This window comes from Paraburkholderia lacunae (assembly GCF_003353175.1).
GTDB lineage: Bacteria > Pseudomonadota > Gammaproteobacteria > Burkholderiales > Burkholderiaceae > Paraburkholderia > Paraburkholderia lacunae.
Genome location: NZ_QHKS01000001.1, coordinates 124,862 through 146,496, shown reverse-complemented (window position 1 = coordinate 146,496; position 21,635 = coordinate 124,862). Strand labels below are relative to the sequence as shown.

Below are 21,635 nucleotides of genomic sequence, written 5' to 3'. Positions count from 1 at the left end.
CCTCGACTAGGGCAACATACCGAAGCGGCACGCCTTGTCAATCAATATCGTCGCCGTTAAGTGCGGTGCGGAACCAAGGGCCGGGTTGCTCCCAGTATTTAGGCAATATCGGCCGCTGTAAAATTTGCGGTTCTGCCGGGCCAAACCACAAGTTTGACCAGGTGATCGATATCCATACACTGGAGCGCAATTTTGAATAGTGCACAGCAGCAAGACGGCCTGAAGCGCGGGCTCAAGAATCGTCACATCCAGCTGATCGCGCTGGGCGGGGCGATCGGCACCGGCTTGTTTCTCGGCTCCGCCAGCGTATTGCAGGCAGCCGGCCCGTCGATGATTCTCGGCTACGCGATCGGCGGCATCATCGCGTTCATGATCATGCGGCAGCTCGGCGAGATGGTTGCGCAGGAGCCGGTTGCCGGCTCGTTCAGCCACTTCGCCTACAAATATTGGGGCGACTTTCCCGGTTTTCTGTCCGGCTGGAACTACTGGGTGCTGTACGTGCTCGTGAGCATGGCCGAGCTGACCGCGGTCGGCACCTACGTGCATTACTGGTGGCCGGGCGTGCCCGCGTGGGTGTCGGCGCTGGTGTGCTTCGTCGGCATCAACGCGATCAATCTCGCCAACGTCAAAGCCTACGGCGAAACCGAGTTCTGGTTCGCGATCGTCAAGGTGGTAGCGGTGATCGGCATGATCCTGTTCGGCGGCTATCTGCTCGTTAGCGGCCACGGCGGCCCGCAGGCGTCGATCACCAATCTCTGGAGCCATGACGGGTTTTTCCCGCACGGTTTCCGCGGACTGTTCATGATGCTCGCGGTCATCATGTTCTCGTTCGGCGGCCTGGAGTTGATCGGTATCACGGCGGCCGAAGCCGACAAGCCGCAGCGAAGCATTCCGAAGGCCGTGAATCAGGTGATCTACCGGATCCTGATTTTCTACATCTGCTCGTTGACGGTGCTGCTCTCGCTGTATCCGTGGAATCAGGTAGCCGCCGGCGGCAGCCCCTTCGTGATGATCTTCTCGCAAATCGGCTCGACGCTGACCGCGAATGTGCTCAACGTGGTGGTGCTGACCGCGGCGCTGTCGGTGTACAACAGCGGCGTGTATGCGAACAGCCGGATGCTCTACGGCCTCGCGGAACAGGGCAATGCGCCGCGTGCGCTGATGAAGGTCGACCGCCGCGGCGTGCCGTACATGGCGATCGGTTTGTCGGCGCTCGCCACGTTTACCTGTGTGATCGTCAACTATCTGATTCCGGCCGAAGCGCTCGGCCTGCTGATGGCGCTAGTCGTCGCCGCGCTGGTGCTGAACTGGGCGCTGATCAGCCTGACGCACCTGAAGTCGCGCAAAGCGATGGTCGCGGCGGGCGAGACGCTGGTGTTCAAGTCGTTCTGGTTTCCGGTCAGCAACTGGATCTGCCTTGCGTTCATGGCGCTGATCCTCGTGATTCTGGCGATGACGCCGGGCTTGTCGGTATCGGTATGGCTCGTGCCGGCGTGGCTGGTCGTGATGTGGATCGGCTACGCGTTCAAATGCCGGCGTGCTGCGGCGGATGGCAGTGTGCCGGTGGCGCAGCGGTAGGGCGCTCCGTTGGAGCTGCCAGGGCCTCGATCTGCTGCCCTGGCACTTCGCAGACCATGCGGTTTGCCTCGACGGCCATCGCAACGTCAGCGGCAAAGCCGAATTCATCGACCTGAGCGGCCGTCACTCGCTTGACTGCCTCGCCCTTCATGCCGCCACGATGCCCTCGATCGACAGGATCTGCGCCGCGCGATAGCGCACCAGCTCAGTTTGCGTAATCGTGAAGAGATGATGGCCGAGTGCGGTATCGCGGTCGATCATTCAACGCTACATCGCTGGGTGATTAAACTGGTGCCACTGTTCGAGAAGGCAGATGACAAGCGGAGTGTCCATTGGAATCTTTTAGTCAAGTGTTCCTGTTTCTTGCCATGTCTGTGCTCACCTGCACCAGCGCACAAGCGGAATCACGTCGGAACTTTGGCGTATTGGCCGCCATATGACGGTGCTCCAATTTTGAGGCGTCCAACAACCCCTGCTACGTGTCGTGCAAGAGTTCGATCTGACTTGAGTCCCATCGCTTAAGCCGCACCGCGTTGACGAGCATGCCTACCGTTAGGGGGACTCTTTTGAGGCTTTCTCGCCGCTTCTTCGAAAACATGGTGAACAGAAGTGCCACGCCAGAGCCCTCGGTGAGGAAATAGCGGTTGAAATCATAGTCTCCCACCTCGATGCGAAAGTGCTCGAAGAAGCGCACCATAAACTCGCCCGCATCGTCACCTGTGATATCCAGATCATCTTCCAGACTGGTTAACGGCGTAATGAGCTTGCGTGCCGATACGCCGGCCTCTTTGCGAACGAAAGCTTCAACCTCGGGCCACAACTTATCCATCAGAATACCTTGTCCTCTGGTCGCACGAGCCGGTTGTAGTTATGAACTGTGTTGACCGAAATAATCCATGCATCTCGCGCGAGCAACACTTCTCCGACGACCGGGATTGTGCGCCCAACGAAGGCGCCAATTTTGTGTGTAAAGATGATCTTGAGATTCCTTACGCTGGCGAGTGTAAGTGTTGGCAGGATTTTTTGACATATCTCGAACGGTAGCGGCGTGCGAGACACTATCGATGCGACCGAAGTCCCCTTTGTGGCGCCCCCCGGTTTCGCACGCGTTGGCACGAGCGGCAGACCTGAGATTACAGCGGCCAGCGATGCTAGATCCTCAACGCCGATCTCCTTCGCCGATTCATCCAGCATAACGAGGAAGAATAGCTGGGCGGGTGTTAATCCATTATGGATACCGAAGCTGTATACGTTGCTCAAGTCCCACTCCGCATTGGAAAGTAGAGCGAAAACGTAACAGAACTCCAATCAACTGCCAATTAGCCTGGATACCCTTTTCATTGCGGCGTTAGCTTGATGACGGCCGCCGCTGCCACGCGCGCGTTTTCCGGGCATACAGCGGCCCGCGGCGCATCGCATCCCGCCGCAGCTCATGGGGATCGTACCGAGCAATACGGGCGGAATTGGTGCGGCCGACACGGCCGCAGAGGTAGTCGGGCGTAACGAAATCGAACCGTTGCAGCGTCGATTCGCGCAGCTCAATGACGGGATCGGGGGCGAGGTTGTGCGCTTCAGTCGGTATTCGATCAAACTACCGGACGGTCCAGGATAAGCAATTGCCGTCGAGGGAAACCCGAGGTAAGCGAAAAGCTAACCGGTTACGCTTCAGTTACCCTTTGGTTACCTTTGCGCTGATCGCTGGGAGCGTTGCTGGATAAGGTTTTGAGGCTGACTCTATTTGCCCGGTTACTCCGGTTACCTTTTTCCGCAGGGCAAAACTTTTGACGGAAGGTGCAGGGCGGCCTGTCCGCTCGCGCGTACGCGATACATTACGCGACCGCGTCCGGCGCACAAAACCGTTACGCCAGATTGACGCCAATTGAATGTGGAATTTTAATGAAATCAATGCGTTGCGCAGTGTTTCTGGTGCCCAGGGCCGGAATCGAACCGGCACGCCTTGCGGCGGGGGATTTTGAGTCCCCTGCGTCTACCAATTTCACCACCTGGGCAGGTCTTGCAGCGCACGCGTCAGGGTATGGCGCGCGGCGAAGACGCAGATTATGGCCGAAATTTCGACGCCGGGCAAGCCGGTCCCTATCGAAGCCTCCACCGTCTTCAGACCGTGCGGGAAAATCGCTCTAAGGTGTGCTGGCCGAGGTAACGGTCGAATACCATCGCGATGTTGCGCACGAGCATGCGTCCGGCCATCCGCACCTCGAGCTTGCTGCCGCCGACCGACACCAGCCCGTCTTCCTCGAAGCCGCGCAGGCGTTCCAGTTCCGGCGCAAATGTATCGATGAAACGGATCCCGTGAGCGGCTTCGAATTCGTCGAAGCGCAGCTCGAGATTGCACATCAGTTGCGTGATCACATCGCGGCGCAGACGATCGTCCGCGGTGAGCCGCACGCCGCGCGTGATCGCGAGCCGGCCTGCGTCGATCGCCGCGGCATAGCCGGGCAGATCCTTGACGTTTTGCGCATACACGTCGCCGACCTTGCCGATCGACGACGCGCCGAGGCCGATCAGATCGCATTCCGCACGCGTGCTGTAGCCCTGAAAATTTCGATGCAGCGTGCGCTGTGCCTGAGCGCGCGCGAGTTCGTCGGTAGGCAACGCGAAATGATCCATGCCGATGTAGACGTAGCCCGCGCCCGTCAAGCGCTCGACCACCCGTTGCAGGATCGCGAGCCGCACGGCAGGCGAAGGCAGCGTGGCCGGGTCCATCTGACGCTGCATCTTGAAGAGCTGCGGCATGTGCGCGTAAGCGAACACCGACAGGCGATCAGGGGCGAGCGCGAGCATCGTGTCGAGCGTGCGGCTGAAACCTTCGACAGTTTGATGCGGCAAGCCGTAAATCAGATCGACGCCGATCGAATGAAAGCCGTTGTCGCGCGCGGCCTGCATGACCGACGCGGTCATCGTGAGCGGTTGAATCCTGTTGATCGCTTGCTGCACCAGTGGATCGAAATCCTGCACCCCGAGACTGAGCCGATTGAAGCCGAGCTCGCGCAAATGCGCGATGGTCTCGGGCGAGGCTTCGCGCGGATCGACCTCGATTGAATATTCGCCTTCGGCATCGGGCAGCAACGTGAAGTGCCTGCGCGCGGCTGTCATCAGTTCGGCCATTTCGTCGTGCGACAGGAAGGTCGGCGTGCCGCCGCCCCAATGCAGTTGCGACACCGGGCGCCGCGTGTCGAGATACGCCGCCTGCAGAGCCATTTCGCGCTTCAGCCGTTCGACGTACGGACGCGCGTGCGCGCGGTTTTTCGTAGCGACCTTGTTGCAGCCGCAATAGAAGCACACGGTGTCGCAAAACGGGATGTGGAAGTACAGCGAGAGATCGGTGGCGGAGGCACCCGGGTCGGCGGCGGCGCGTAAATAGTCGGCGGGATCGAACTCGTCGCGGAACTGCAAGGCGGTCGGATAGGACGTATAGCGTGGACCGTTCGCGCTGTATTTGGCGAGCAGATCGGGGCGGAAGAGCGTGTCGGCGGTGGTCATGAGAGGCTCGGGTCTGACGGCCACCGTGGAAGAGGCAGGAGCCGGCGCCCTGGCAAGATACCGGACCGGATCGGACAGCGCGGGCGCCTCTTGAGCGTGGCCTTTCGTATGCGTCGAGTTTACGTGAGCCCTCGTAGGTCAGATTGTGTAAAAAGGTCGCATGTGAGGCGATGGCACAATGCGGGTCTTGGTGATGTGCCGCACATGTTCGAGTTCAGGAAAAGTGTCGTGAGCGATTGGGAGACAAGCGGGGTGAAAAGCGGGGCGAACAACGTCGTGAAGCGCGAGTCTCCGTTTCACGTGGACGGTCACGCGTGCCGTCCCGATTGCGGCGCGTGCTGTATCGCGCCGTCGATTTCGAGTCCGATTCCGGGTATGCCGCACGGCAAGCCGGCGGGCGTGCGCTGCGTGCAGCTCGGCGACGATTTGCGCTGCGCTATCTTCGGCCAGCCAGAACGTCCGGCGTGCTGTTCCGGCTTGCAACCGCAGATGGACATGTGCGGCACGAACCGCGAAGAAGCGCTCGCGTGGCTCACCCAACTTGAAACGCAAACTCGACCGGCAATGCGCAGCCAGTAGTACGACGCGGGAGCACGCAGCCACGCAATCCTGCACAACGCAAACGCATGCTCGAGAAGGCATCCACAGGAGATTTCGCATGACTCGATTCGCTGCGCCGGCCCGGCGCCGCTTCCTGCTAGCAGCGCTGACAGGCTGCACGGCGATGGGTATCACGATGTCGCTGAGCGCCTGCGCGACGTCGATTTTTCCGTTCATCCCGTCGCATTACACGTTCTCGCAGCAGCAGGTGCAGGACGCGGTGCAACGCAAATTTCCGTATCGGCGCACGGTTTCGCAGGTGTTCGATGTCGCGCTGATGAATCCGGTCGTGGGCTTTCTGCCGGACGCCAACCGCGTGTCGGTGAAGCTCGATGCGCGGCTCGCCAGCCCGTTCATGCAGCAGCCGGTCGACGGCGTATTCACGCTGTCGAGCGAACTGGCCTACGACGCCGCCAGCAAGTCGGTCGTGCTGAAGTCGCCGAACGTCGACAACGTGAGCGTGAGCGGCCAGGCGCAGGCTTACACGCAACAGATCAATGCCGCCGCCGCGCTGCTCGCCACGCAGTTGCTGACCAACTATCCCATCTACACCTTCAAACCCGAACAGCTGCAATTCGCCGGCGTGAACTACGAACCCGGTACAATCACCATCCTTACAAACGGCATACGCGTGCAAATCGTCGAGAAATGACGGCGCGTGCGGCCGGCGGGGCCGCGCGCTGCATCGCTGGCCCTGCTTCGACTATCTACAGCGATGAGGGTCAAGGATGGATTGGCTAATAGCGTGCAAGGCGCTGATTCTGGGCGTCGTCGAAGGGTTGACGGAGTTTTTGCCGGTGTCGAGCACCGGCCATCTGATCGTCGTCGGCAGTCTGCTCGATTTCACCGACGAACACGCGACAACGTTCGATGTCGTGATCCAGCTCGGCGCGATTCTGGCCGTCTGCTGGGAATTTCGCCGCCGTATCGGCAGCGTGATAACCGGCTTGCCGAGCCGGCCCGACGCGCGCCGCTTCGCGCTGAACGTGGTCATCGCGACGATTCCGGCGGTCGTGCTCGGGTTGCTGTTCGAAACGGCCATCAAGGCGGCGCTGTTTTCTCCAGTGCCGGTCGCGTTCGCGCTGGTGGTGGGCGGCGTGGCGATCCTGTGGGCGGAGGCGCGGCAACGCGCGGGCGGCGGCGCCGCGGCGCGCGTGCACAGCGTCGATGATTTGACCCCACTGGACGCGTTGAAAGTCGGTCTCGCTCAATGTTTCGCGCTGATTCCGGGCACGTCGCGCTCGGGCGCGACGATTATCGGCGGGATGCTGTTCGGCCTCGACCGGCGTGTCGCCACGGAGTTTTCATTCTTCCTCGCGATTCCGATCATTTTCGGCGCTACGGCTTACGAGCTCTACAAAAGCTGGCACGTGCTCTCTACGGACGCGCTCAGCAGCTTTGCGCTCGGCTTCGTGGCCGCCTTCGTCAGCGCTTTCGCATGCGTGCGCTGGCTGCTGCGCTATATTGCCGCGCACGACTTCACCGCGTTCGCGTGGTATCGCATCGGCTTCGGGCTGTTGGTTCTGCTGGTGGGCTACAGCGGAGCGTTGAGCTGGACGGACTGAGCTTTTAGCTGTGTCGATCAGCATGCTCTCGCGTTCCGACGCCGCTAACCAAGTACTGCTTCACCAACTTGAGCTTCAACAGATCGCTGTACTTCGTCATGAAAAACACCCCAAAGGTTGGACCGGTGTCCAACCTTTGGGGTGCAGTTGACGAATTGCGGACTTTTTTCTTTGGCCAACGCGTTATCTAGCGTTGTTACGCCGCGCCGCATTTCCTGAAGACCAGATCCCACACGCCGTGTCCGAGCCGCAGCCCGCGGCGCTCGAACTTCGTTACCGGCCGGTATTCGGGGCGCGGCGCGTAGCCATCGGCGGAGTTTTTCAGCGCGGGCTCGCCGCCCAGCACTTCGAGCATCTGTTCGGCGTAGTTCTGCCAGTCGGTTGCGCAATGCAGATACGCGCCCGGCTTCAGACGCGAGACGAGCAGGGCGACGAACTTCGGCTGGATCAGCCGGCGCTTGTGGTGGCGCGCCTTGTGCCACGGGTCCGGAAAGAAGATGTGCACGCCGTCGAGGCTGTCCGGGGCGATCATCTGTTCGAGCACTTCGACGGCATCGTGCTGAATGATGCGGATGTTCGACAAGCCTTGCTCGCCCATCAGCTTGAGCAGCGCGCCGACCCCCGGCTCGTGCACTTCGACGCCCAGAAAATCGTCGTCCGGACGATGCGAGGCGATTTCCGCGGTGGTCGCGCCCATTCCGAAACCGATTTCCAGCACGCGCGGCGCCGCGCGGCCGAACACGCTGTTCCAGTCGGGCTGCTGCGGCGTGAACGGCACGACGAAACGCGGACCGAGTTCATCCATCGCGCGGCGCTGGCCGGTCGATACGCGGCCGGCGCGTGTGACAAAGCTGCGAATGCGGCGCCGATGCAGCGCTTCCTCCGTGGGGGTGTCGTGGCCGGCGGGTTCGCCTTCGGTTTCACTGGTCGGCGGGAGGTTGTCCGGCAGGCCGGCGTCGTTTGGATCGTGGATCATCGTCGATGCTGCTACAAGGGTGAGGGGCTTCGAGGCTGCATGGCGTGCCGTGAGGCGCGGTCCGCGCGGTCATGCGGCATGGGCCGCCGCTCGCACAGGACGCTACGCCAGATCGCCGCCACTACAAAAAAGCCGCCTTCATGGAGGCGGCTCGTGCTGGATTCAGCTGAAAGCTCAGCAGAAGGTGGAGCGGGCGTTGCAAGTGCGCGTAAGGTAGCACAACCGAAAAGGGTGCGTCCAGACGGCGGATGGCTCGAAGAGCGGCTCGGAATAGACGGTCTGCGGCATCGGCTCGGGCATTTTGGGAAAGACCTGACTGGTATTGAAAAATGCGAAAGTTTCTATGGATAGGCTTTATTTCCGCGATCTGCTGTTTGAATGCCGCGCGCGCTGTTGATGCGAATATGCCGCGCCTCGAGGATTTTCCGGGCGGCGGCACGTTTTCCGGCAAAGCGGCAAAGGTGCGGCTCGTCTCCGTGGACGACAAGGAATACGCAACCCGTATCCGCGAGGCCAGTCATCAGAAGCCGAATTTCGCCGGACATTATGTGCTGGCAAGCTGGGGCTGCGGGGCGTCCTGCTTGTCGAGCGTGGCAATCGATGCGAAAACCGGTCATGTCACGTGGGTGCCTTTCACTGTGTGCTGCTGGGACGTGAATGTTCAGGAGCCGATCGAGTTCCGGCGCAACAGCCGGTTGATCGTGGTTCACGGAAGCAGGAACGAGTCAGGCAGCGGCACGTACTACTACGCCTTGGACAAAGGCCAATTCAAGCTCATCAAGGCTGTGGAGAAGGTGACAAAGTAAGTGCGAGTTTGCGCGGCGATTGGCGCATTGAATGTGGCATCGTTCAGCGCGCTTTCGCGCAACTCAACTCACTTCTTGGGACGACGAGCGGAGATACATGCAGCAGGAGGGCAGTGCGGCTGGGCAGATACCTTCTCTATTTCTCGCTATTTCTGCTATGCGGCCTGGCCAATCGGCAGGAACCGCCTAACCTGGAAAGCATCTGGAGCGGGCGATGGGAATCGAACCCACGGCTCTAGCTTGGGAAGCTAGGGTATTACCATTATACGACGCCCGCAGAGCGCACAATTTTACTCGGGAACGGGTGGTTTGCGCAAATCGCGTTGCTGCCACCCGGGTCCCTACTACACGCTGAGCGCCTTTTCAGATCACGAAGTAAGTCAACTGAACGGCGGCGCGCGTCACTACCATCAACAGTACCTGCACAATCACAAACAGCAGAATCGGCGACAGGTCGATACCGCCGAGTTGCGGCACCACGCGGCGCAGCGGATTCAGGAACGGCGCGGTGAGCTGATACAGAATCGGCATGGCGGGCGAGCGCGGATTGAGCCACGACAGCAGCGCCATCAGGATCGTCAGCCAGATGATCAGGTTGAGCGCCCATTTGATGAGCGTCAGCACTGCGACGATCAGCAAGGTCGGCAACAGCGTGAGCGGATCGGCGCCGGTGAGCCACACCATCAGCACCACATAGACGATCGCGGCGATCAGGGCCGCGACGATGCTCGCCCAGTCGAGATTGCGCGTGCTCGGCAGGATGCGCCGCAGCGGCAGCACGATCCAGTTGGTGGCTTGCAGCACCGCGTTCGTCACAGGGTTGTACGGCGGCATGCGCACGACTTGCAGCCATGCGCGCAGCAGCAGCGCGGCGCCGAACAGCGTAAAAACGGTATTGAGCAGAAAACGGGCGATATCGCCAAACATCTCGTGTCCTTATCCTTCTGATGACGGCCGCGATCGGCCGCCGGTTGCCGGCGCTGACCGATTGGCGCGCCGGCATGTTCATTGGGCTTTCATGCGCCGTATCCGCGGGGCAGGCGTGTCCCAAGCGGTGGCGCGGTGAAGCAATAGCGTGGTGTTCGGTGTTCAGTGTTCAGGCAAAGCGGATCGTCGAGCCGCGAATTACCGCGAAATCTTGATCTCGCTGATCAGAATCGTGCCGTTGCCGCCGTCCGTGTAATTGGGAATGTCGGCGACCAACTGCTCCGAAGCCGGCTTGAAGACCGTGTAGAAGTCGTCCAGGCTGTCGAACAGGAAATGTCCCGCGGCGACATACGGCGGCGGCGTGCCCGGCGGCCCGGCGTTGATGCCGACGTCGACCGACCAACCCTTGAGCGACAGCCCGAACAGCCTGGCCGCAAGCGGCATGTGCGTGGCGCAGTAATAGTCCACGTCGAAGTGGCCGTTTTCCCGGTACGGATAGAGGATGCTGACCTTGATCATTGTGCGTTCTCGTCTGTTGGTCCCGATGCGCGGCGCCTGCGGATTGCGCGCGGCGCCGGTCGTCACATTATCACGGCTTACTTGACGCTTGCACCTGCTGCGGCCTGATTCAGCGAACGGCTGAGAGATTCTTCGACGGCCTCGGCGATCGCGTCGATCGCAGCAGGCGGCGTGGTGCGCCGCTCCGCCAGTCCCACTGCGCGCCGGGACAGCAAACCGTACAGCGCGGCATGATCGCCGCCCAGACCTTCCAGCAGCGCCAACTGCTTTTCCACGACACCGGTGTCGCCGCGCGATACCGGACCCGCCAGCGCATTCGGCAGGCCCTTGTCGCGAGCGGTTTCGATCGTGCCGGCCAGCATCGGCAACAGGGCGCGCAGCGCGTCGTCTTCCGCAAAACCCAGCGTGCGCCACAGCGCGACACATTCGGCGAGGCTGCACAGCGCGAAACTGGCCGCGTAGTGCGCGGCGGCGTGATATAGCATGCGCCCGCCTGCCGGGATCGATAGCGGGTGGCAGCGCAACGCGACAGCCAGCGCCGTCAGCGCTTCCTTGAGCGCGCCGTCGGCCTCGATCGTGACCGAGCAACCGGCGATGCGTTCCAGATCGGCGAGATCGCCGCTAAACAGGTACAGTGGATGAAATCCACCGATCGCAGCACCCTGGTCGCGCGCCGGCGTCAGCAATTCGACCGGCGAGGCGCCGCTGCAATGAACGAGTGCTTTGGCGGGAGAGACGAAACGCAATGTGTGTGCTGTCGTACCGATACTGTCATCGGGAACAGCTAGAAAGATGATATCGGCGGCGTCGACGGCCTGTTGCGGATCGTCGAATGCCGCGCAATGCTGGATTTGACTGGCGAGCCGGTTGGACGAGGCTACCGTGCGGCTTGCCACCGCCGTGACCGGATAGCCGGCGCGAGAGAAGCCGTGCGCGAGACATCGCGCGAGCCGGCCCGCACCGATGAAACCGAGACGCGGCAGAGAGGGCTGGGACATGGTTGCCTGCTCCAGATGAGACATGTGAAACGGGAAAGCTGAAGTATCGCGCATCCGCCCGCCGGTGGCGCGGCCGGGCGACCGCTTTCCTCAGATCAGTTTGCGCGTGATATGGCGCGGCCGGCCGGTCATCCGGCGATGCGCGCCCCGCGGGCTCAAAAACTGCTCACAATTTCCTGATGATTCGGTTGGGCCGTTGCAGTTCTGGGTTTTTCGTCTCGCAGTCAGATTCGGGAGGTAACGATGAATATTTTTTCTTACCGAAAGCACTTGCGGTTCTTGACGCACTCGCAGCGCCGTCGCTGGTGGGATCAGAAGAAGCGCTTGACCCCTCGCGTGCGCATTAGCGGCGCATACGTCCCACCCAACGTCTCCAGAGAATTCGCCTATGTGAAAGTAGGCTGATAGCGTCGCCCGCTCGAAGTAAGAAATGCCCGGTGCGCTTGCGCCGGGCATTTTTTCATCTGGGCCGTCAGGATTGAAGCTAATTTGTAATCAAAGATTACTGACAAGTCAGTGCATGGCGCGCCGGGACCCCTAAGGCGGCCTGTTGCTCCCCGTTGGACCCGCCTAACGCCTTGGTTTTCAGCCCACTACGTCACCCGATTGCGCCGCGTCATGCGAGCGTCGCTTGCGACCCATTGCTACCGATTGCAATTTGCAACAAATGTGAACGGATACTCGCTGGCTTTTTCGATACATTGGTTTTGTAGCATGCAAAGGATGCAAAGCATGCAAGTCGGCGACCCCAGTGGGCCGCGTCAGGAGAATAGAAGTGAAAAAGATCATTCCGTTTGTCGTTGCCGCAGCACTCGGTGTGGGGCTCGCCACTGCTGCTCAGGCTCATGTTTCCGTCGGTATCGGTATCGGCATTCCAATCGCGCCGGCTTATCCGGTTTATGCCGCGCCGCCGCCCGTCTATTACGCGCCGCCGCCTCCGCCGGTGGTTTACGCTCCGCCGGTCTATTACGAGCCGGCGCCTGTGGTCGTGGGTGGTTATTACGGCTATGGCGGTCCTTACTACCACCGTGGCTATTACCGCCACGGTTATTACGGGCATGGTTACTATCGTCGCTGATCGTGTGCGGAAGAGTGGTTCGTGCTCCCACAGTTCCTTTAACGTAGCCTGTTGATTGTTCGATGAGTTGCTGACGGCGTAACGCCGGCTTGATTGCCGGGTTACGCCGTTTGTGTTTTGCCACGACGCTGCTCCAGTCCTGATGGCCGAAGGCCGCCGCAGCACGCCACAGCAGTAACATTCCATAGCGTTGTCGAAGCTGGGAGAATGGCTGTTTAGCCACCGCTCTGGAGAGTTTTGCCGATGCAAGCGCTTCCCGCCCCCACTTTCGACGACGTACTCGACGCCGCGGCGCGTCTCGAAGGCGTCGCACACCGCACTCCCGTTCTGACGTCGAGCACTTTCAATGAGCGCACGGGCGCGTCCGTGTTCTTCAAGTGTGAAAATTTTCAGCGCATGGGCGCGTTCAAGTTTCGCGGCGCCTACAACGCGATTTCGCATTTCGATGCGCAGCAGCGCGCAGCAGGTGTGCTGACGTATTCGTCGGGCAATCATGCACAGGCGATTGCCTTGTCGGCGCGCCTCGCCGGCATCCGCGCGACGATCATCATGCCGCATGACGCGCCCGCCGCCAAAGTCGCCGCAACCAAGGGCTACGGCGGTGAAGTGATCGGTTACGACCGCTACACGGAGAGTCGCGAAGAGATCGGCCGGCGGCTCGCCGAAGAGCGCGGCATGACGCTGATTCCGCCGTACGACCATCCGCACGTGATCGCGGGGCAGGGCACGGCGGTCAAGGAACTGATCGAAGAAACCGGACCGCTCGACATGCTGTTCGTTTGCCTCGGCGGTGGCGGGCTGCTTGGCGGCAGCGCGTTGTCGGCGGCGGCCTTGAGCCCGGCGTGCACGGTGATCGGTATCGAGCCCGAAGCAGGCAACGACGGCCAGCAGTCGCTCGCGCGCGGCGAGATCGTGCATATCGATGCGCCGCGCACGATCGCCGACGGCGCCGCCTCCACCCATCTCGGCGACTACACGTTCGCGATCATCCGGAAGCTGGTCGCGCGAATCGAAACGGTCAGCGACGAGCAGTTGGTCGAGACGATGCGCTTTTTCGCGCAGCGCATGAAGATCGTGGTCGAGCCGACGGGCTGCCTTGCCGCGGCCGCAGTGCTCAACGGCATCGTCCCGGTGAAGGGCAAGCGGGTGGGCGTAGTGGTGAGCGGCGGCAACGTCGATCTGGCGAAGCTGGCGCAGTATCTCGCTTGACAGGCGCCTGATAGGCACGTGATAGGCACTGATGCGTATCACGCCGCGGCTTGGGTGCTCTGGAACAACGGAAGACGGCTCGCCGATGCGAGCCGTTTTCTCAGCTCGCCGCGTGCGCGGTTTGCACGATCAGATCGCGATATCCGTTGACGATTACGCTATACGAGAAGTAGGCGAACAATAGTGCCGACAGCACGTGGCAGGCGCGCAGCAGGCCGGTGCCGGCGCGTTTGCGTCCATGGCTGCCGAGTCCGCAGATAAAGATCGTCCAGCACAGGCCGCCGAGAAAGAAGCCGCCGAGGAACACCGGCGCAGTGGTCACGCTGGTCGCACCGGCTTTCGCGATCAGCGCGCCGCCGACTGCCGCGAACCACAGAATCGCCGACGGCGACGATACCGCCAGCAACACGCCGCGCAGAAAACCGCGCCATGCGGACCGATGCGGTGGATGCGCATCCGCCTCGCCCGCAACCGGCGGCGCCGATGCCGGGAACATGGCTTCGCGCGCCATCTTCCAGGTGAGGAAGAGCAGAATCGCGGCGCCACCGACCCACACGATCCAGCGTACCGACTCGAACTGCAACAGCGCCGCCATGCCCGCGAGCGCGAGCGCCGCGTAGATCAGATCGCCGATACAGGAACCGAGACCCAGCCAGAAGCCCGGTTTGAATCCATGCGACAGCGTCAGCGAAATCATCGCGACGTTGACGAGACCGATATCCAGACACAACGACAACGACAGAAAGAAGCCGTCCGACATCATTGAAAACGCGTGCATTCTCGCAACTGCTCCATCAGTTTTTGTTATTCATTGCTTTGCAGGCTCGCTTTACAGCCCCAGCTCGTTCCAAAGCGTGTCGATGCGTTGTTTGACCGCGTCGTCCATCACGATCGGGCGGCCCCATTCGCGATCGGTTTCGCCGGGCCATTTGTTGGTGGCGTCGAGTCCCATCTTCGAACCGAGACCCGCCACCGGCGATGCGAAATCCAGATAGTCGATCGGCGTGCGATCGACCAGCACGGTGTCGCGCGCCGGATCGATGCGCGTGGTGATTGCCCAGATCACTTCCTTCCAGTCGCGAATATTCACGTCCTCGTCGACCACGACGATGAACTTCGTGTACATGAATTGCCGCAGGAAGCTCCACACGCCGAACATCACCCGTTTGGCGTGGCCAGGGTAGCTCTTCTTCATCTGCACGATCGCCATCCGGTAGCTGCATCCTTCGGGCGGCAGATAGAAATCGGTGATTTCGGTGAACTGCTTCTGCAACAGCGGCACGAACACTTCGTTGAGCGCGACGCCGAGCACGGCGGGTTCGTCGGGCGGCTTGCCGGTATAGGTGGAGTGATAGATCGCGTCGCGCCGCATCGTGATGCGCTCGACCGTGAAGACGGGGAACCACTCCTGTTCGTTGTAGTAACCCGTGTGGTCGCCGTACGGGCCTTCCAACGCGTGTTCGTACGCGGCCGAGGCACCCTTGACAGGACGCGGCGGCGCGCCGGCCGGAGCAGGCGAGGGCGCACCTTCCTGCGGATAGATGAAGCCTTCGAGCACGATCTCGGCGCGCGCCGGCACCTGCAAGGTATCGACGCCTGGCGTGATGCATTTGGCGAGCTCGGTGCGCCCGCCGCGCAGCAGCCCGGCGAACTGGTATTCGGAGAGCGTGTCGGGCACCGGTGTGACCGCCCCGAGGATGGTCGCCGGATCGGCGCCGAGCACGACTGCGACCGGGTACGGTTTGCCTGGATTCTGTAGCGCGAACTCGCGGAAATCGAGCGCGCCGCCCCGATGGGCGAGCCACCGCATGATCAGTTTGTTACGCCCGATCAGCTGCTGGCGGTATATGCCCAGGTTTTGGCGGCTCTTATTCGGGCCTTTCGTGACCGTCAGGCCCCACGTGATCAGCGGTCCTGCATCGCCCGGCCAGCAGGTCTGAATCGGCAGTTTCGCGAGGTCGACATCGTTGCCCTCCCAAACGATTTCCTGGCAGGCCGGCGCGCTGACTGTCTTCGGCGCCATGTCCCAAACAGCCTTTGCGAGCGAGAACAGTTTGCCGGCGTCCTTGAGCCCTTTGGGCGGCTCCGGTTCCTTCAGCGCCGACAGCAGGCGGCCGACGTCGCGCAGCGACTCCAGCGCGGCGCCATCCCCTTCACCGGCTTGCGCGTCGATGCCCATGCCGAGCGCGACACGGCGCGGTGTGCCGAACAGGTTGCCGAGCACCGGGAACGCATGCTCCTGCTTGCTCTCGAATAGCAAGGCCGGACCGCCGGCGCGCAGCACGCGATCGCACAGTTCGGTCATTTCCAGGATTGGCGAGACGTATTGCGGGATACGGCGCAGCTCGCCGATCGCCTCGAGACGGCCGACGAAGTCGCGCAGGTCTTTGTATTTCATCTGGTCGGGTTCAGTGCCGCGCGAGCGGCTGAAGTGAAGAGCGCGGCAGGGCTTTGCGGCGCCAAAACGGTTGTCGATTTTACCTGTGTTGACTGACGCACGTAGATCGACCAAATGGCCTAGCTGGCAGAGAGGAATCGAGATAGCTGAAGAGGCGCGCACCGCGCGGTTCTCCACGCGCTGAACACTGTTCATTATTACAATTAGTTATACTTTTACCTATCCATAGTGTTGACGATCTATAAAACCCTGCATAGAATCCGTCCACATTGGTTGCAGGGCGTGAACCTTTTTTATCACCGCCCCCGGTCCCTTCAGACGCAACGCGTCACCGTTTACCGCTCCCCCTGCACGGTATTTGACGGCCTTGATGAAGTCCTCGCCAGCGTCAACTGACGCTGGTTTTTCGCGTGGGAGCCTCCGCCTGCATGTTTTTTGGCATGCCGCCGGCCATCTTTACAAGATGGCTCCCCAAACGGTATTTGCCGTTTTCCCGACGTCGCTGCTGCCCTAACCAGACAGAGCGCGCGATGTCTTGACTCTGCGAATGTGCGGTACCGCCTGTTGCAGCGGCGGAGTTCGCGGATCATGCAACATGGGAGATCTGAATGAACGCCTGGTTATCGTGGCGTCCCGATGAGCGTATCGCGCAAGTTGTGCGTGGTGCGTTGCGTCGCGGGACGCGAATGAGTCATCACCTGTTCAGCATCGTCGGCGGTTTCGCCGTCGTGCTGGCACTCGCGCTGTGGCTGATGCCGGCTTGGCGCGGCACGCTCGCCGCCAAGTTGATGCCGGTCATTTCGGCCGCTGTGCAGGCCGGTCCCGCCCGTCTGCTGCAGGGCAATCCGCTGCCGGCTTTCGGACCGCCCAACCGTGCGTCCTCCGACGATTCGCTGTCTGCGAATTCGACCAGCAACGAAACCGCTAGCGGTTCGAACAACGGCAACAACGGCGTCGCCGTCAGCAACACCAGCTTCGACGGCGCTTTCGACGGCAGCGGCACGGCCGGTATGGGTGTGGCTGCACTGAACGGGCTCGACCCGCGCTCCATGCAGAGCGTCGGCGCGCTGGCGCGGCTGATTCCGAAGCAGCGCGTCTCGGCCGACGCACGCGACGATCGCGTGCTGGTATCGAGCCGTGAACAGGATCTGGTTTCGTCGTATCTCGCGCGGCGCTATCGCGTCGCTCAGGAGCCGGTCAGCGAACTCGTGAAAGCAGCGTTCGACACCGGCCGCGAAGTCGGGCTCGATCCGCTCCTGCTGCTGTCCGTGATGGCGATCGAATCGGGCTTCAACCCCTATGCCGAGAGCGGCGTAGGCGCGCAGGGCCTGATGCAGGTGATGTCCAAAGTGCATTCGGACAAATTCCAGTATTTCGGCGGCCAGAGCGCGGCGCTGGAACCGCTCGCGAACATCAAGGTGGGTGCGCTGGTGCTGAAGGATTGCATCGCACGCGGCGGCTCGCTGCCCGGCGGTTTGCGTTTGTATGTTGGCTCGACCTCGCCGGACGACGGCGGCTACGGCGCCAAGGTAATGGCCGAGCGTGGCCGTCTTCGCGATGTGGCGCGTGGCCGCAAGGTGCCGATCAATGCGCCGCAGGCGCCGACTCTGACCGCATCGACCGCGGCGACGGCTGCGGCAGCGGGTAACGGCAAGCGCGTGCAGGTCACCCTCGATAACAGCCATGCGCTGAGCGAGGCAACGTCGGCGAAGGCGCCTGCTTCCGCGCAGGACGACGTCAGCTCCAACCCCAAGCATGTGGCGTCGGCGTCGGAGTTGGGCGCTTGAGGTTGTTGACCCGATTGGCGTGACGCGAGAGCGGCTGCAATAAAAAAGGACACTGCGGTGTCCTTTTTCGTTTGGGGTTGCTCTTGCTGCGCCCGGGTAATAACCCATCGGGCTCCACGAAGCCTCTAGCCGCTCCATGCGCCCGGTCGATCAATGCAGCCCGAACAGCTTCGCCAACCGCTCGACCGCTTCTTCCAGCTTCGGATAGGCGGTGGCATACGAGAGCCGGATGTACTCCTTCGGCGCATGCGTGCCGAAGTCCATGCCGGGCACCAGCACCACGCCCGCATCGTGCAGCATCGCCTTGGTCAGCGCGGCGCTGTCGCCGGCGGCAGTGTGCGCGACCGTCCTGCAATCGGCGTACACGTAAAACGCGCCGTCAGGCATGACCGGCACCGAGAAGCCCAGCGATTCCAGCGCCGGCGTAATGAAGTCGCGGCGGCGTTTGAATTCGAGGCGGCGCGCTTCATAGATCGCGATCGTTTGCGGTTCGAAACAGGCGAGCGCCGCGTGCTGCGCAAGCGCTGACGCGCAGATGAACAGATTCTGTGCGAGCTTTTCGAATGCGCCGACCATCGCCGGCGGCACCACCAGCCAGCCCAAACGCCAGCCGGTCATATTGAAGTATTTCGAGAAGCTGTTCACGGTGATGACGTCCTCGCCGAAGGACAGCGCCGAGACGGGTTTCGCGTCGTAGCTCAGGCCCTGGTAGATTTCATCGACGATCGTAAAGCCGCCGCGTGCGCGTACGGCCTTGACGATGCGCTCGAGTTCGGCCGGTTCAATCGAGGTGCCTGTGGGGTTCGACGGCGACGCCAGCAGCACGCCTCGGGTCCGCTCGTTCCACAGACGCTCGACATCGGCGGCGGTCAGCTGGAAACGTTCGGCCGGGCCGCTCGGCACCATCACCGGCTTACCTTCGGCGGCGATCACGAAATGCCGGTTGCACGGATAGCACGGGTCGGGCATCAGCACTTCGTCGTCGCGATCGACCAGTGCCGCGCATGCCAGCAGCAACGCGGCTGACGCCCCCGCCGTGACGACGATTCGCGCCGGATCGACGCTGACGCCGTAGGCTTCGGCGTAGTGCGCCGAAATCGCTTCGCGCAGCGCGTGGATGCCGAGGGCATTGGTGTATTGGGTGACACCGCGGCGCAGTGCACTGGCGGCCGCCTCGATGACCGGCTCGGGCGCGGTGAAATCGGGTTCGCCGATTCCCATGTGAATGATGTCGCGCCCATCGCGCTCGAGCAGCGCGGCTTCCTTGGCCAGTTCCATCACGTAGAAAGGCTGGATGGCGTCCACGCGGGCAGCGAGCCGCACCAGAGGTTCGGTCACGGAATTCATGCGATCAAATCCAGTTCAGAAGCAAAAGCGGGACGGCGCGCGGCGCATGCGTTCATGAACGTAGCGCTGTCCTTGCGAGCAGCCGGCGTTCGGCGGTTTGGCGTACCACCCGGCGTTCGGGCCGCCGGCTGCGCTGCGGCGTTGCCGACGAGGCGCTTAAGTTCATGCGCCTCACGCTCAAGGCTTGCGGGCCGCTTGCGTTTCGGCGACGCGCAGTTGCGCCGACAGCTTGTCCAGCACGCCGTTGACGTACTTATAGCCGTCCGCGCCACCAAACGTTTTGGCCAGTTCGACCGCTTCGTTGATGACCACGCGATAGGGGATGTCGACGTGATTCTTCAACTCGAACGCGGCGACCAGCAGCACCGCGCGTTCGACCGGCGAGAGCTGGTCGATCGGGCGGTCGAGGCACGGCGCGATATCGGCGGACAATGCCTCCGAATCGCGGATCACGCCGTGCAGGATGGCGTCCAGATGTTCGTGGTCGGCCTTGTCGAAACCTTGCGCGCCACGCAGTTGCGCGTCGATTTCACCGCCGGGCGAGCCCGACAGCAGCCACTGGTAAAGCCCCTGCGTGGCCAGTTCGCGGGAGCGTCGGCGTGCGCTCTTCATGCCTCTTCCTCTTCTTCGTCTTCTTCCTCGTCGTCGCCGCCGAGCTGCTCGAGCGCGACCGCGAGATTCGCCATTTCGACCGCCACGCGCGCGGCGTCACGGCCTTTCTCCGTCATACGCGCGACGGCTTGCTCGTCAGTTTCGGTGGTCAGCACGGCGTTGGCGACCGGGATGCCGAAGTCGAGGCCGATACGCGTGATGCCCGCGCCGCTTTCGTTCGACACCAGTTCGAAGTGGTACGTCTCGCCGCGAATCACCGCGCCCAGCGCAATCAGCGCGTCGAATTGCGCGCTTTCGGCGAGCTTTTGCAGCGCCAATGGGATTTCCAGCGCGCCCGGCACGGTGACCAGCAGCACGTCTTCGCCGGTGACGCCGAGGCGTTCGAGCTCTTCGATGCAAGAATCGGCGAGGCCGTTACAAACGGGTTCGTTAAAACGCGCCTGGACGATGCCGATGCGCAGTCCGTCGCCGTCGAGATTCGGTTGGTATTGTCCGATTTCCATGTGAAGTCCGTAGTGTTTTGAGTAAGCGCTGAGCGCGTGATGGGCCGGATCAGCCTTGATGCGGTACCTGTGCGGCGCTACCCGGCATCGGCACGAAACCGGTGACTTCGAGACCATAACCGGACATGCTGCCCAGCTTGCGCGGGTTCGACAGCACCTGCATCTTGCCGACACCGAGTTCGCGCAGAATCTGCGCGCCGATACCGTAAGTCTTGAAGTCGATCGGCCGGCGCTTGAGCGCCTCGGCTTTTTCTTTCGAGTCGAAGGCTTTGAAAACGTCGATCAGATGATCCTTCGAATCGCCGCAGTTCAGCAGGACGATCACGCCAAGGTCGCGCCGGGCGATTTCCTTCATTGCCGCATCCAGCGTCCACGAGTGGGTGGATTCGCTGACTTCGAGCAGATCCAGCACCGACAGCGGCTCGTGCACACGCACCGGCGTGTCCTCGTCAGGCTTCGGCGTGCCGCGCACCAGTGCGATATGCGGCTGGCCGCTCGGCTGGTCGAGGTACATCACGGCGCGAAACGCGCCGTGCGCGGTTTGCATGGTGCGCTCGCAAATGCGCTCGACGATCGATTCGGTGCGGCTGCGGTAGTGGATCAGATCCGCGATGGTGCCGATTTTGAGGCCGTGCTCTTTGGCGAATTCCATCAGGTCCGGCAGGCGCGCCATCGTGCCGTCGTCCTTGATGACTTCGCAGATCACCGCGGCCGGCGTGAGGCCCGCCAGCGCGGTGAGGTCGCAACCGGCCTCGGTGTGGCCGGCGCGCACCAGCACGCCGCCGGGTTGCGCCATGATCGGGAACACGTGGCCCGGCTGCACGATATGTTCGGCTTTCGCGTCCGGCGCGACCGCCGTGGCGATCGTGCGGGCGCGGTCGGCCGCCGAGATGCCGGTGGTCACGCCTTCGGCTGCTTCGATGCTGACGGTGAACGCCGTGCCGTACTGGGTGCCGTTGCGGTAGGTCATCAGCGGCAGGTTCAGCAGCTTGCAGCGTTCCTGCGTGAGCGTGAGGCAGATCAAGCCGCGACCGTAGCGGGCCATGAAATTGATCGCTTCCGGTGTGACGAATTCGGCGGCGATCACGAGATCGCCCTCGTTTTCGCGGTCTTCTTCGTCGACGAGGATCACCATCCGGCCTGCTTTCAGTTCGGCAATGATCTCTGGAGTGGAGGCGAGCGTCATGTTGGCGAGATTTTCGGGAAAGCGCGTATTTTACGCCACGCGCGC

Annotated in this window: 21 protein-coding genes, 2 tRNA genes and 1 pseudogene; 9 read left to right on the top strand and 15 right to left on the bottom strand. The window is 62.1% G+C overall.

The features are described from left to right. Positions 1-192 precede the first annotated feature (192 nt). On the top strand, positions 193-1,578 hold the full coding sequence (locus tag DLM46_RS00730) for an amino acid permease (RefSeq protein ID WP_115098806.1): 1,386 nt from the start codon (positions 193-195) through the stop codon (positions 1,576-1,578). A 475-nt stretch (positions 1,579-2,053) separates the two neighbouring features. On the opposite strand, the gene DLM46_RS00715 is transcribed toward DLM46_RS00730, so the two are convergent. Both DLM46_RS00715 and DLM46_RS00710 read right to left on the bottom strand, forming a co-directional pair. Then, positions 2,054-2,407, bottom strand: coding sequence for a DUF1493 family protein (locus tag DLM46_RS00715; protein WP_115098804.1), 354 nt, complete (start codon positions 2,405-2,407; stop codon positions 2,054-2,056). Beyond that, positions 2,407-2,838, bottom strand: a complete 432-nt coding sequence (locus DLM46_RS00710; protein ID WP_115099240.1) for an STM2901 family protein — start codon at positions 2,836-2,838, stop codon at positions 2,407-2,409. The genes DLM46_RS00715 and DLM46_RS00710 overlap by 1 nt, the downstream gene beginning before the upstream one ends. Positions 2,839-2,983: 145 nt before the next feature. On the opposite strand from DLM46_RS00710, the pseudogene DLM46_RS40015 reads away from it, so the two are divergent. Next, a pseudogene (locus tag DLM46_RS40015) lies at positions 2,984-3,190 on the top strand (phage portal protein); the annotation flags it as partial. Between the two features lie 312 nt (positions 3,191-3,502). Here the strand turns inward: DLM46_RS40015 and DLM46_RS00700 are convergent. Both DLM46_RS00700 and hemN read right to left on the bottom strand, forming a co-directional pair. Next, positions 3,503-3,587, bottom strand: a tRNA-Leu gene (locus DLM46_RS00700). Between the two features lie 106 nt (positions 3,588-3,693). Continuing rightward, positions 3,694-5,079 carry an oxygen-independent coproporphyrinogen III oxidase gene (gene hemN, locus DLM46_RS00695; RefSeq protein ID WP_115098803.1) on the bottom strand — a complete coding sequence of 462 codons (1,386 nt, stop codon included), beginning with the start codon at positions 5,077-5,079 and terminating at the stop codon, positions 3,694-3,696. A 300-nt stretch (positions 5,080-5,379) separates the two neighbouring features. On the opposite strand from hemN, the gene DLM46_RS00690 reads away from it, so the two are divergent. The 3 genes from DLM46_RS00690 to DLM46_RS00680 all read left to right on the top strand — a co-directional run bounded on the left by DLM46_RS00690 (position 5,380) and on the right by DLM46_RS00680 (position 7,244). Next, on the top strand, positions 5,380-5,658 hold the full coding sequence (locus DLM46_RS00690; protein WP_425273958.1) for a YkgJ family cysteine cluster protein: 279 nt from the start codon (positions 5,380-5,382) through the stop codon (positions 5,656-5,658). Between the two features lie 79 nt (positions 5,659-5,737). Further along, the gene (locus tag DLM46_RS00685; RefSeq protein WP_115098802.1) at positions 5,738-6,331 is read left to right on the top strand and encodes a DUF1439 domain-containing protein; all 594 of its coding nucleotides are present in this window, start codon (positions 5,738-5,740) and stop codon (positions 6,329-6,331) included. A 76-nt stretch (positions 6,332-6,407) separates the two neighbouring features. Further along, the gene (locus tag DLM46_RS00680) at positions 6,408-7,244 is read left to right on the top strand and encodes an undecaprenyl-diphosphate phosphatase (RefSeq protein ID WP_115098801.1); all 837 of its coding nucleotides are present in this window, start codon (positions 6,408-6,410) and stop codon (positions 7,242-7,244) included. A 196-nt stretch (positions 7,245-7,440) separates the two neighbouring features. On the opposite strand, the gene trmB is transcribed toward DLM46_RS00680, so the two are convergent. Continuing rightward, positions 7,441-8,220 carry a tRNA (guanosine(46)-N7)-methyltransferase TrmB gene (trmB, locus tag DLM46_RS00675; RefSeq protein ID WP_115098800.1) on the bottom strand — a complete coding sequence of 260 codons (780 nt, stop codon included), beginning with the start codon at positions 8,218-8,220 and terminating at the stop codon, positions 7,441-7,443. Positions 8,221-8,594: 374 nt separating this feature from the next. On the opposite strand from trmB, the gene DLM46_RS00670 reads away from it, so the two are divergent. Next, the gene (locus DLM46_RS00670; RefSeq protein ID WP_208866223.1) at positions 8,595-9,026 is read left to right on the top strand and encodes a hypothetical protein; all 432 of its coding nucleotides are present in this window, start codon (positions 8,595-8,597) and stop codon (positions 9,024-9,026) included. A gap of 203 nt (positions 9,027-9,229) precedes the next feature. Here the strand turns inward: DLM46_RS00670 and DLM46_RS00665 are convergent. The 4 genes from DLM46_RS00665 to DLM46_RS00650 form a co-directional block, all read right to left on the bottom strand. Next, a tRNA-Gly gene (locus tag DLM46_RS00665) sits at positions 9,230-9,303 on the bottom strand. A gap of 86 nt (positions 9,304-9,389) precedes the next feature. Beyond that, entirely contained in the window at positions 9,390-9,953 is a 564-nt protein-coding gene (locus tag DLM46_RS00660) for a YggT family protein (RefSeq protein ID WP_115098798.1), read from the bottom strand. Positions 9,954-10,151: 198 nt separating this feature from the next. Then, positions 10,152-10,472 carry an EthD family reductase gene (locus tag DLM46_RS00655; protein WP_115098797.1) on the bottom strand — a complete coding sequence of 107 codons (321 nt, stop codon included), beginning with the start codon at positions 10,470-10,472 and terminating at the stop codon, positions 10,152-10,154. A gap of 77 nt (positions 10,473-10,549) precedes the next feature. Next, the gene (locus DLM46_RS00650; protein WP_115098796.1) at positions 10,550-11,470 is read right to left on the bottom strand and encodes a Rossmann-like and DUF2520 domain-containing protein; all 921 of its coding nucleotides are present in this window, start codon (positions 11,468-11,470) and stop codon (positions 10,550-10,552) included. Positions 11,471-12,245: 775 nt separating this feature from the next. On the opposite strand from DLM46_RS00650, the gene DLM46_RS00645 reads away from it, so the two are divergent. Further along, complete coding sequence (locus DLM46_RS00645) at positions 12,246-12,548, top strand: hypothetical protein (RefSeq protein ID WP_115098795.1); 303 nt, start codon at positions 12,246-12,248, stop codon at positions 12,546-12,548. A gap of 243 nt (positions 12,549-12,791) precedes the next feature. Continuing rightward, positions 12,792-13,757, top strand: coding sequence for a threo-3-hydroxy-L-aspartate ammonia-lyase (locus DLM46_RS00640; protein ID WP_115098794.1), 966 nt, complete (start codon positions 12,792-12,794; stop codon positions 13,755-13,757). A gap of 100 nt (positions 13,758-13,857) precedes the next feature. Here DLM46_RS00640 and DLM46_RS00635 read toward each other — a convergent pair whose 3' ends face one another. Together DLM46_RS00635 and DLM46_RS00630 are read right to left on the bottom strand one after the other, a co-directional pair. Next, a complete protein-coding gene (locus DLM46_RS00635) occupies positions 13,858-14,535 on the bottom strand; it encodes a LysE family translocator (protein ID WP_115098793.1) in 678 nt (225 codons plus the stop codon). 51 nt (positions 14,536-14,586) lie between these two features. Continuing rightward, the gene (locus DLM46_RS00630; RefSeq protein ID WP_115099238.1) at positions 14,587-16,155 is read right to left on the bottom strand and encodes a UbiD family decarboxylase; all 1,569 of its coding nucleotides are present in this window, start codon (positions 16,153-16,155) and stop codon (positions 14,587-14,589) included. Positions 16,156-16,763: 608 nt separating this feature from the next. Here DLM46_RS00630 and DLM46_RS00625 point away from each other — a divergent pair. Continuing rightward, complete coding sequence (locus tag DLM46_RS00625; RefSeq protein ID WP_115098792.1) at positions 16,764-17,942, top strand: lytic transglycosylase domain-containing protein; 1,179 nt, start codon at positions 16,764-16,766, stop codon at positions 17,940-17,942. 150 nt (positions 17,943-18,092) lie between these two features. Here DLM46_RS00625 and DLM46_RS00620 read toward each other — a convergent pair whose 3' ends face one another. The 4 genes from DLM46_RS00620 to ribBA all read right to left on the bottom strand — a co-directional run bounded on the left by DLM46_RS00620 (position 18,093) and on the right by ribBA (position 21,590). Further along, complete coding sequence (locus tag DLM46_RS00620; protein ID WP_115098791.1) at positions 18,093-19,289, bottom strand: pyridoxal phosphate-dependent aminotransferase; 1,197 nt, start codon at positions 19,287-19,289, stop codon at positions 18,093-18,095. A 177-nt stretch (positions 19,290-19,466) separates the two neighbouring features. Then, positions 19,467-19,901 (bottom strand): transcription antitermination factor NusB, encoded by a 435-nt coding sequence (nusB, locus tag DLM46_RS00615; protein WP_115098790.1) that lies wholly within the window; start codon positions 19,899-19,901, stop codon positions 19,467-19,469. Next, a complete protein-coding gene (gene ribH, locus DLM46_RS00610; RefSeq protein WP_115098789.1) occupies positions 19,898-20,404 on the bottom strand; it encodes a 6,7-dimethyl-8-ribityllumazine synthase in 507 nt (168 codons plus the stop codon). Before ribH ends, nusB begins: the two co-directional genes overlap by 4 nt. A 49-nt stretch (positions 20,405-20,453) precedes the next feature. Further along, positions 20,454-21,590 (bottom strand): bifunctional 3,4-dihydroxy-2-butanone-4-phosphate synthase/GTP cyclohydrolase II, encoded by a 1,137-nt coding sequence (gene ribBA / locus DLM46_RS00605; RefSeq protein ID WP_115098788.1) that lies wholly within the window; start codon positions 21,588-21,590, stop codon positions 20,454-20,456. Between the last annotated feature and the right edge of the window lie 45 nt (positions 21,591-21,635).

What these genes read in the sequence shown, in the direction of transcription:
- DLM46_RS00715 (WP_115098804.1), bottom strand. Translation starts at nt 2,407, where the DNA reads ATGGATAAGTTGTGGCCCGAGGTTGAAGCTTTCGTTCGCAAAGAGGCC.
- hemN (WP_115098803.1), bottom strand. Translation starts at nt 5,079, where the DNA reads ATGACCACCGCCGACACGCTCTTCCGCCCCGATCTGCTCGCCAAATAC.
- DLM46_RS00685 (WP_115098802.1), top strand. Translation starts at nt 5,738, where the DNA reads ATGACTCGATTCGCTGCGCCGGCCCGGCGCCGCTTCCTGCTAGCAGCG.
- DLM46_RS00680 (WP_115098801.1), top strand. Translation starts at nt 6,408, where the DNA reads ATGGATTGGCTAATAGCGTGCAAGGCGCTGATTCTGGGCGTCGTCGAA.
- trmB (WP_115098800.1), bottom strand. Translation starts at nt 8,220, where the DNA reads ATGATCCACGATCCAAACGACGCCGGCCTGCCGGACAACCTCCCGCCG.
- DLM46_RS00660 (WP_115098798.1), bottom strand. Translation starts at nt 9,953, where the DNA reads ATGTTTGGCGATATCGCCCGTTTTCTGCTCAATACCGTTTTTACGCTG.
- DLM46_RS00655 (WP_115098797.1), bottom strand. Translation starts at nt 10,472, where the DNA reads ATGATCAAGGTCAGCATCCTCTATCCGTACCGGGAAAACGGCCACTTC.
- DLM46_RS00650 (WP_115098796.1), bottom strand. Translation starts at nt 11,470, where the DNA reads ATGTCCCAGCCCTCTCTGCCGCGTCTCGGTTTCATCGGTGCGGGCCGG.
- DLM46_RS00640 (WP_115098794.1), top strand. Translation starts at nt 12,792, where the DNA reads ATGCAAGCGCTTCCCGCCCCCACTTTCGACGACGTACTCGACGCCGCG.
- DLM46_RS00635 (WP_115098793.1), bottom strand. Translation starts at nt 14,535, where the DNA reads ATGCACGCGTTTTCAATGATGTCGGACGGCTTCTTTCTGTCGTTGTCG.
- DLM46_RS00630 (WP_115099238.1), bottom strand. Translation starts at nt 16,155, where the DNA reads ATGAAATACAAAGACCTGCGCGACTTCGTCGGCCGTCTCGAGGCGATC.
- DLM46_RS00625 (WP_115098792.1), top strand. Translation starts at nt 16,764, where the DNA reads ATGAACGCCTGGTTATCGTGGCGTCCCGATGAGCGTATCGCGCAAGTT.
- DLM46_RS00620 (WP_115098791.1), bottom strand. Translation starts at nt 19,289, where the DNA reads ATGAATTCCGTGACCGAACCTCTGGTGCGGCTCGCTGCCCGCGTGGAC.
- nusB (WP_115098790.1), bottom strand. Translation starts at nt 19,901, where the DNA reads ATGAAGAGCGCACGCCGACGCTCCCGCGAACTGGCCACGCAGGGGCTT.
- ribH (WP_115098789.1), bottom strand. Translation starts at nt 20,404, where the DNA reads ATGGAAATCGGACAATACCAACCGAATCTCGACGGCGACGGACTGCGC.
- ribBA (WP_115098788.1), bottom strand. Translation starts at nt 21,590, where the DNA reads ATGACGCTCGCCTCCACTCCAGAGATCATTGCCGAACTGAAAGCAGGC.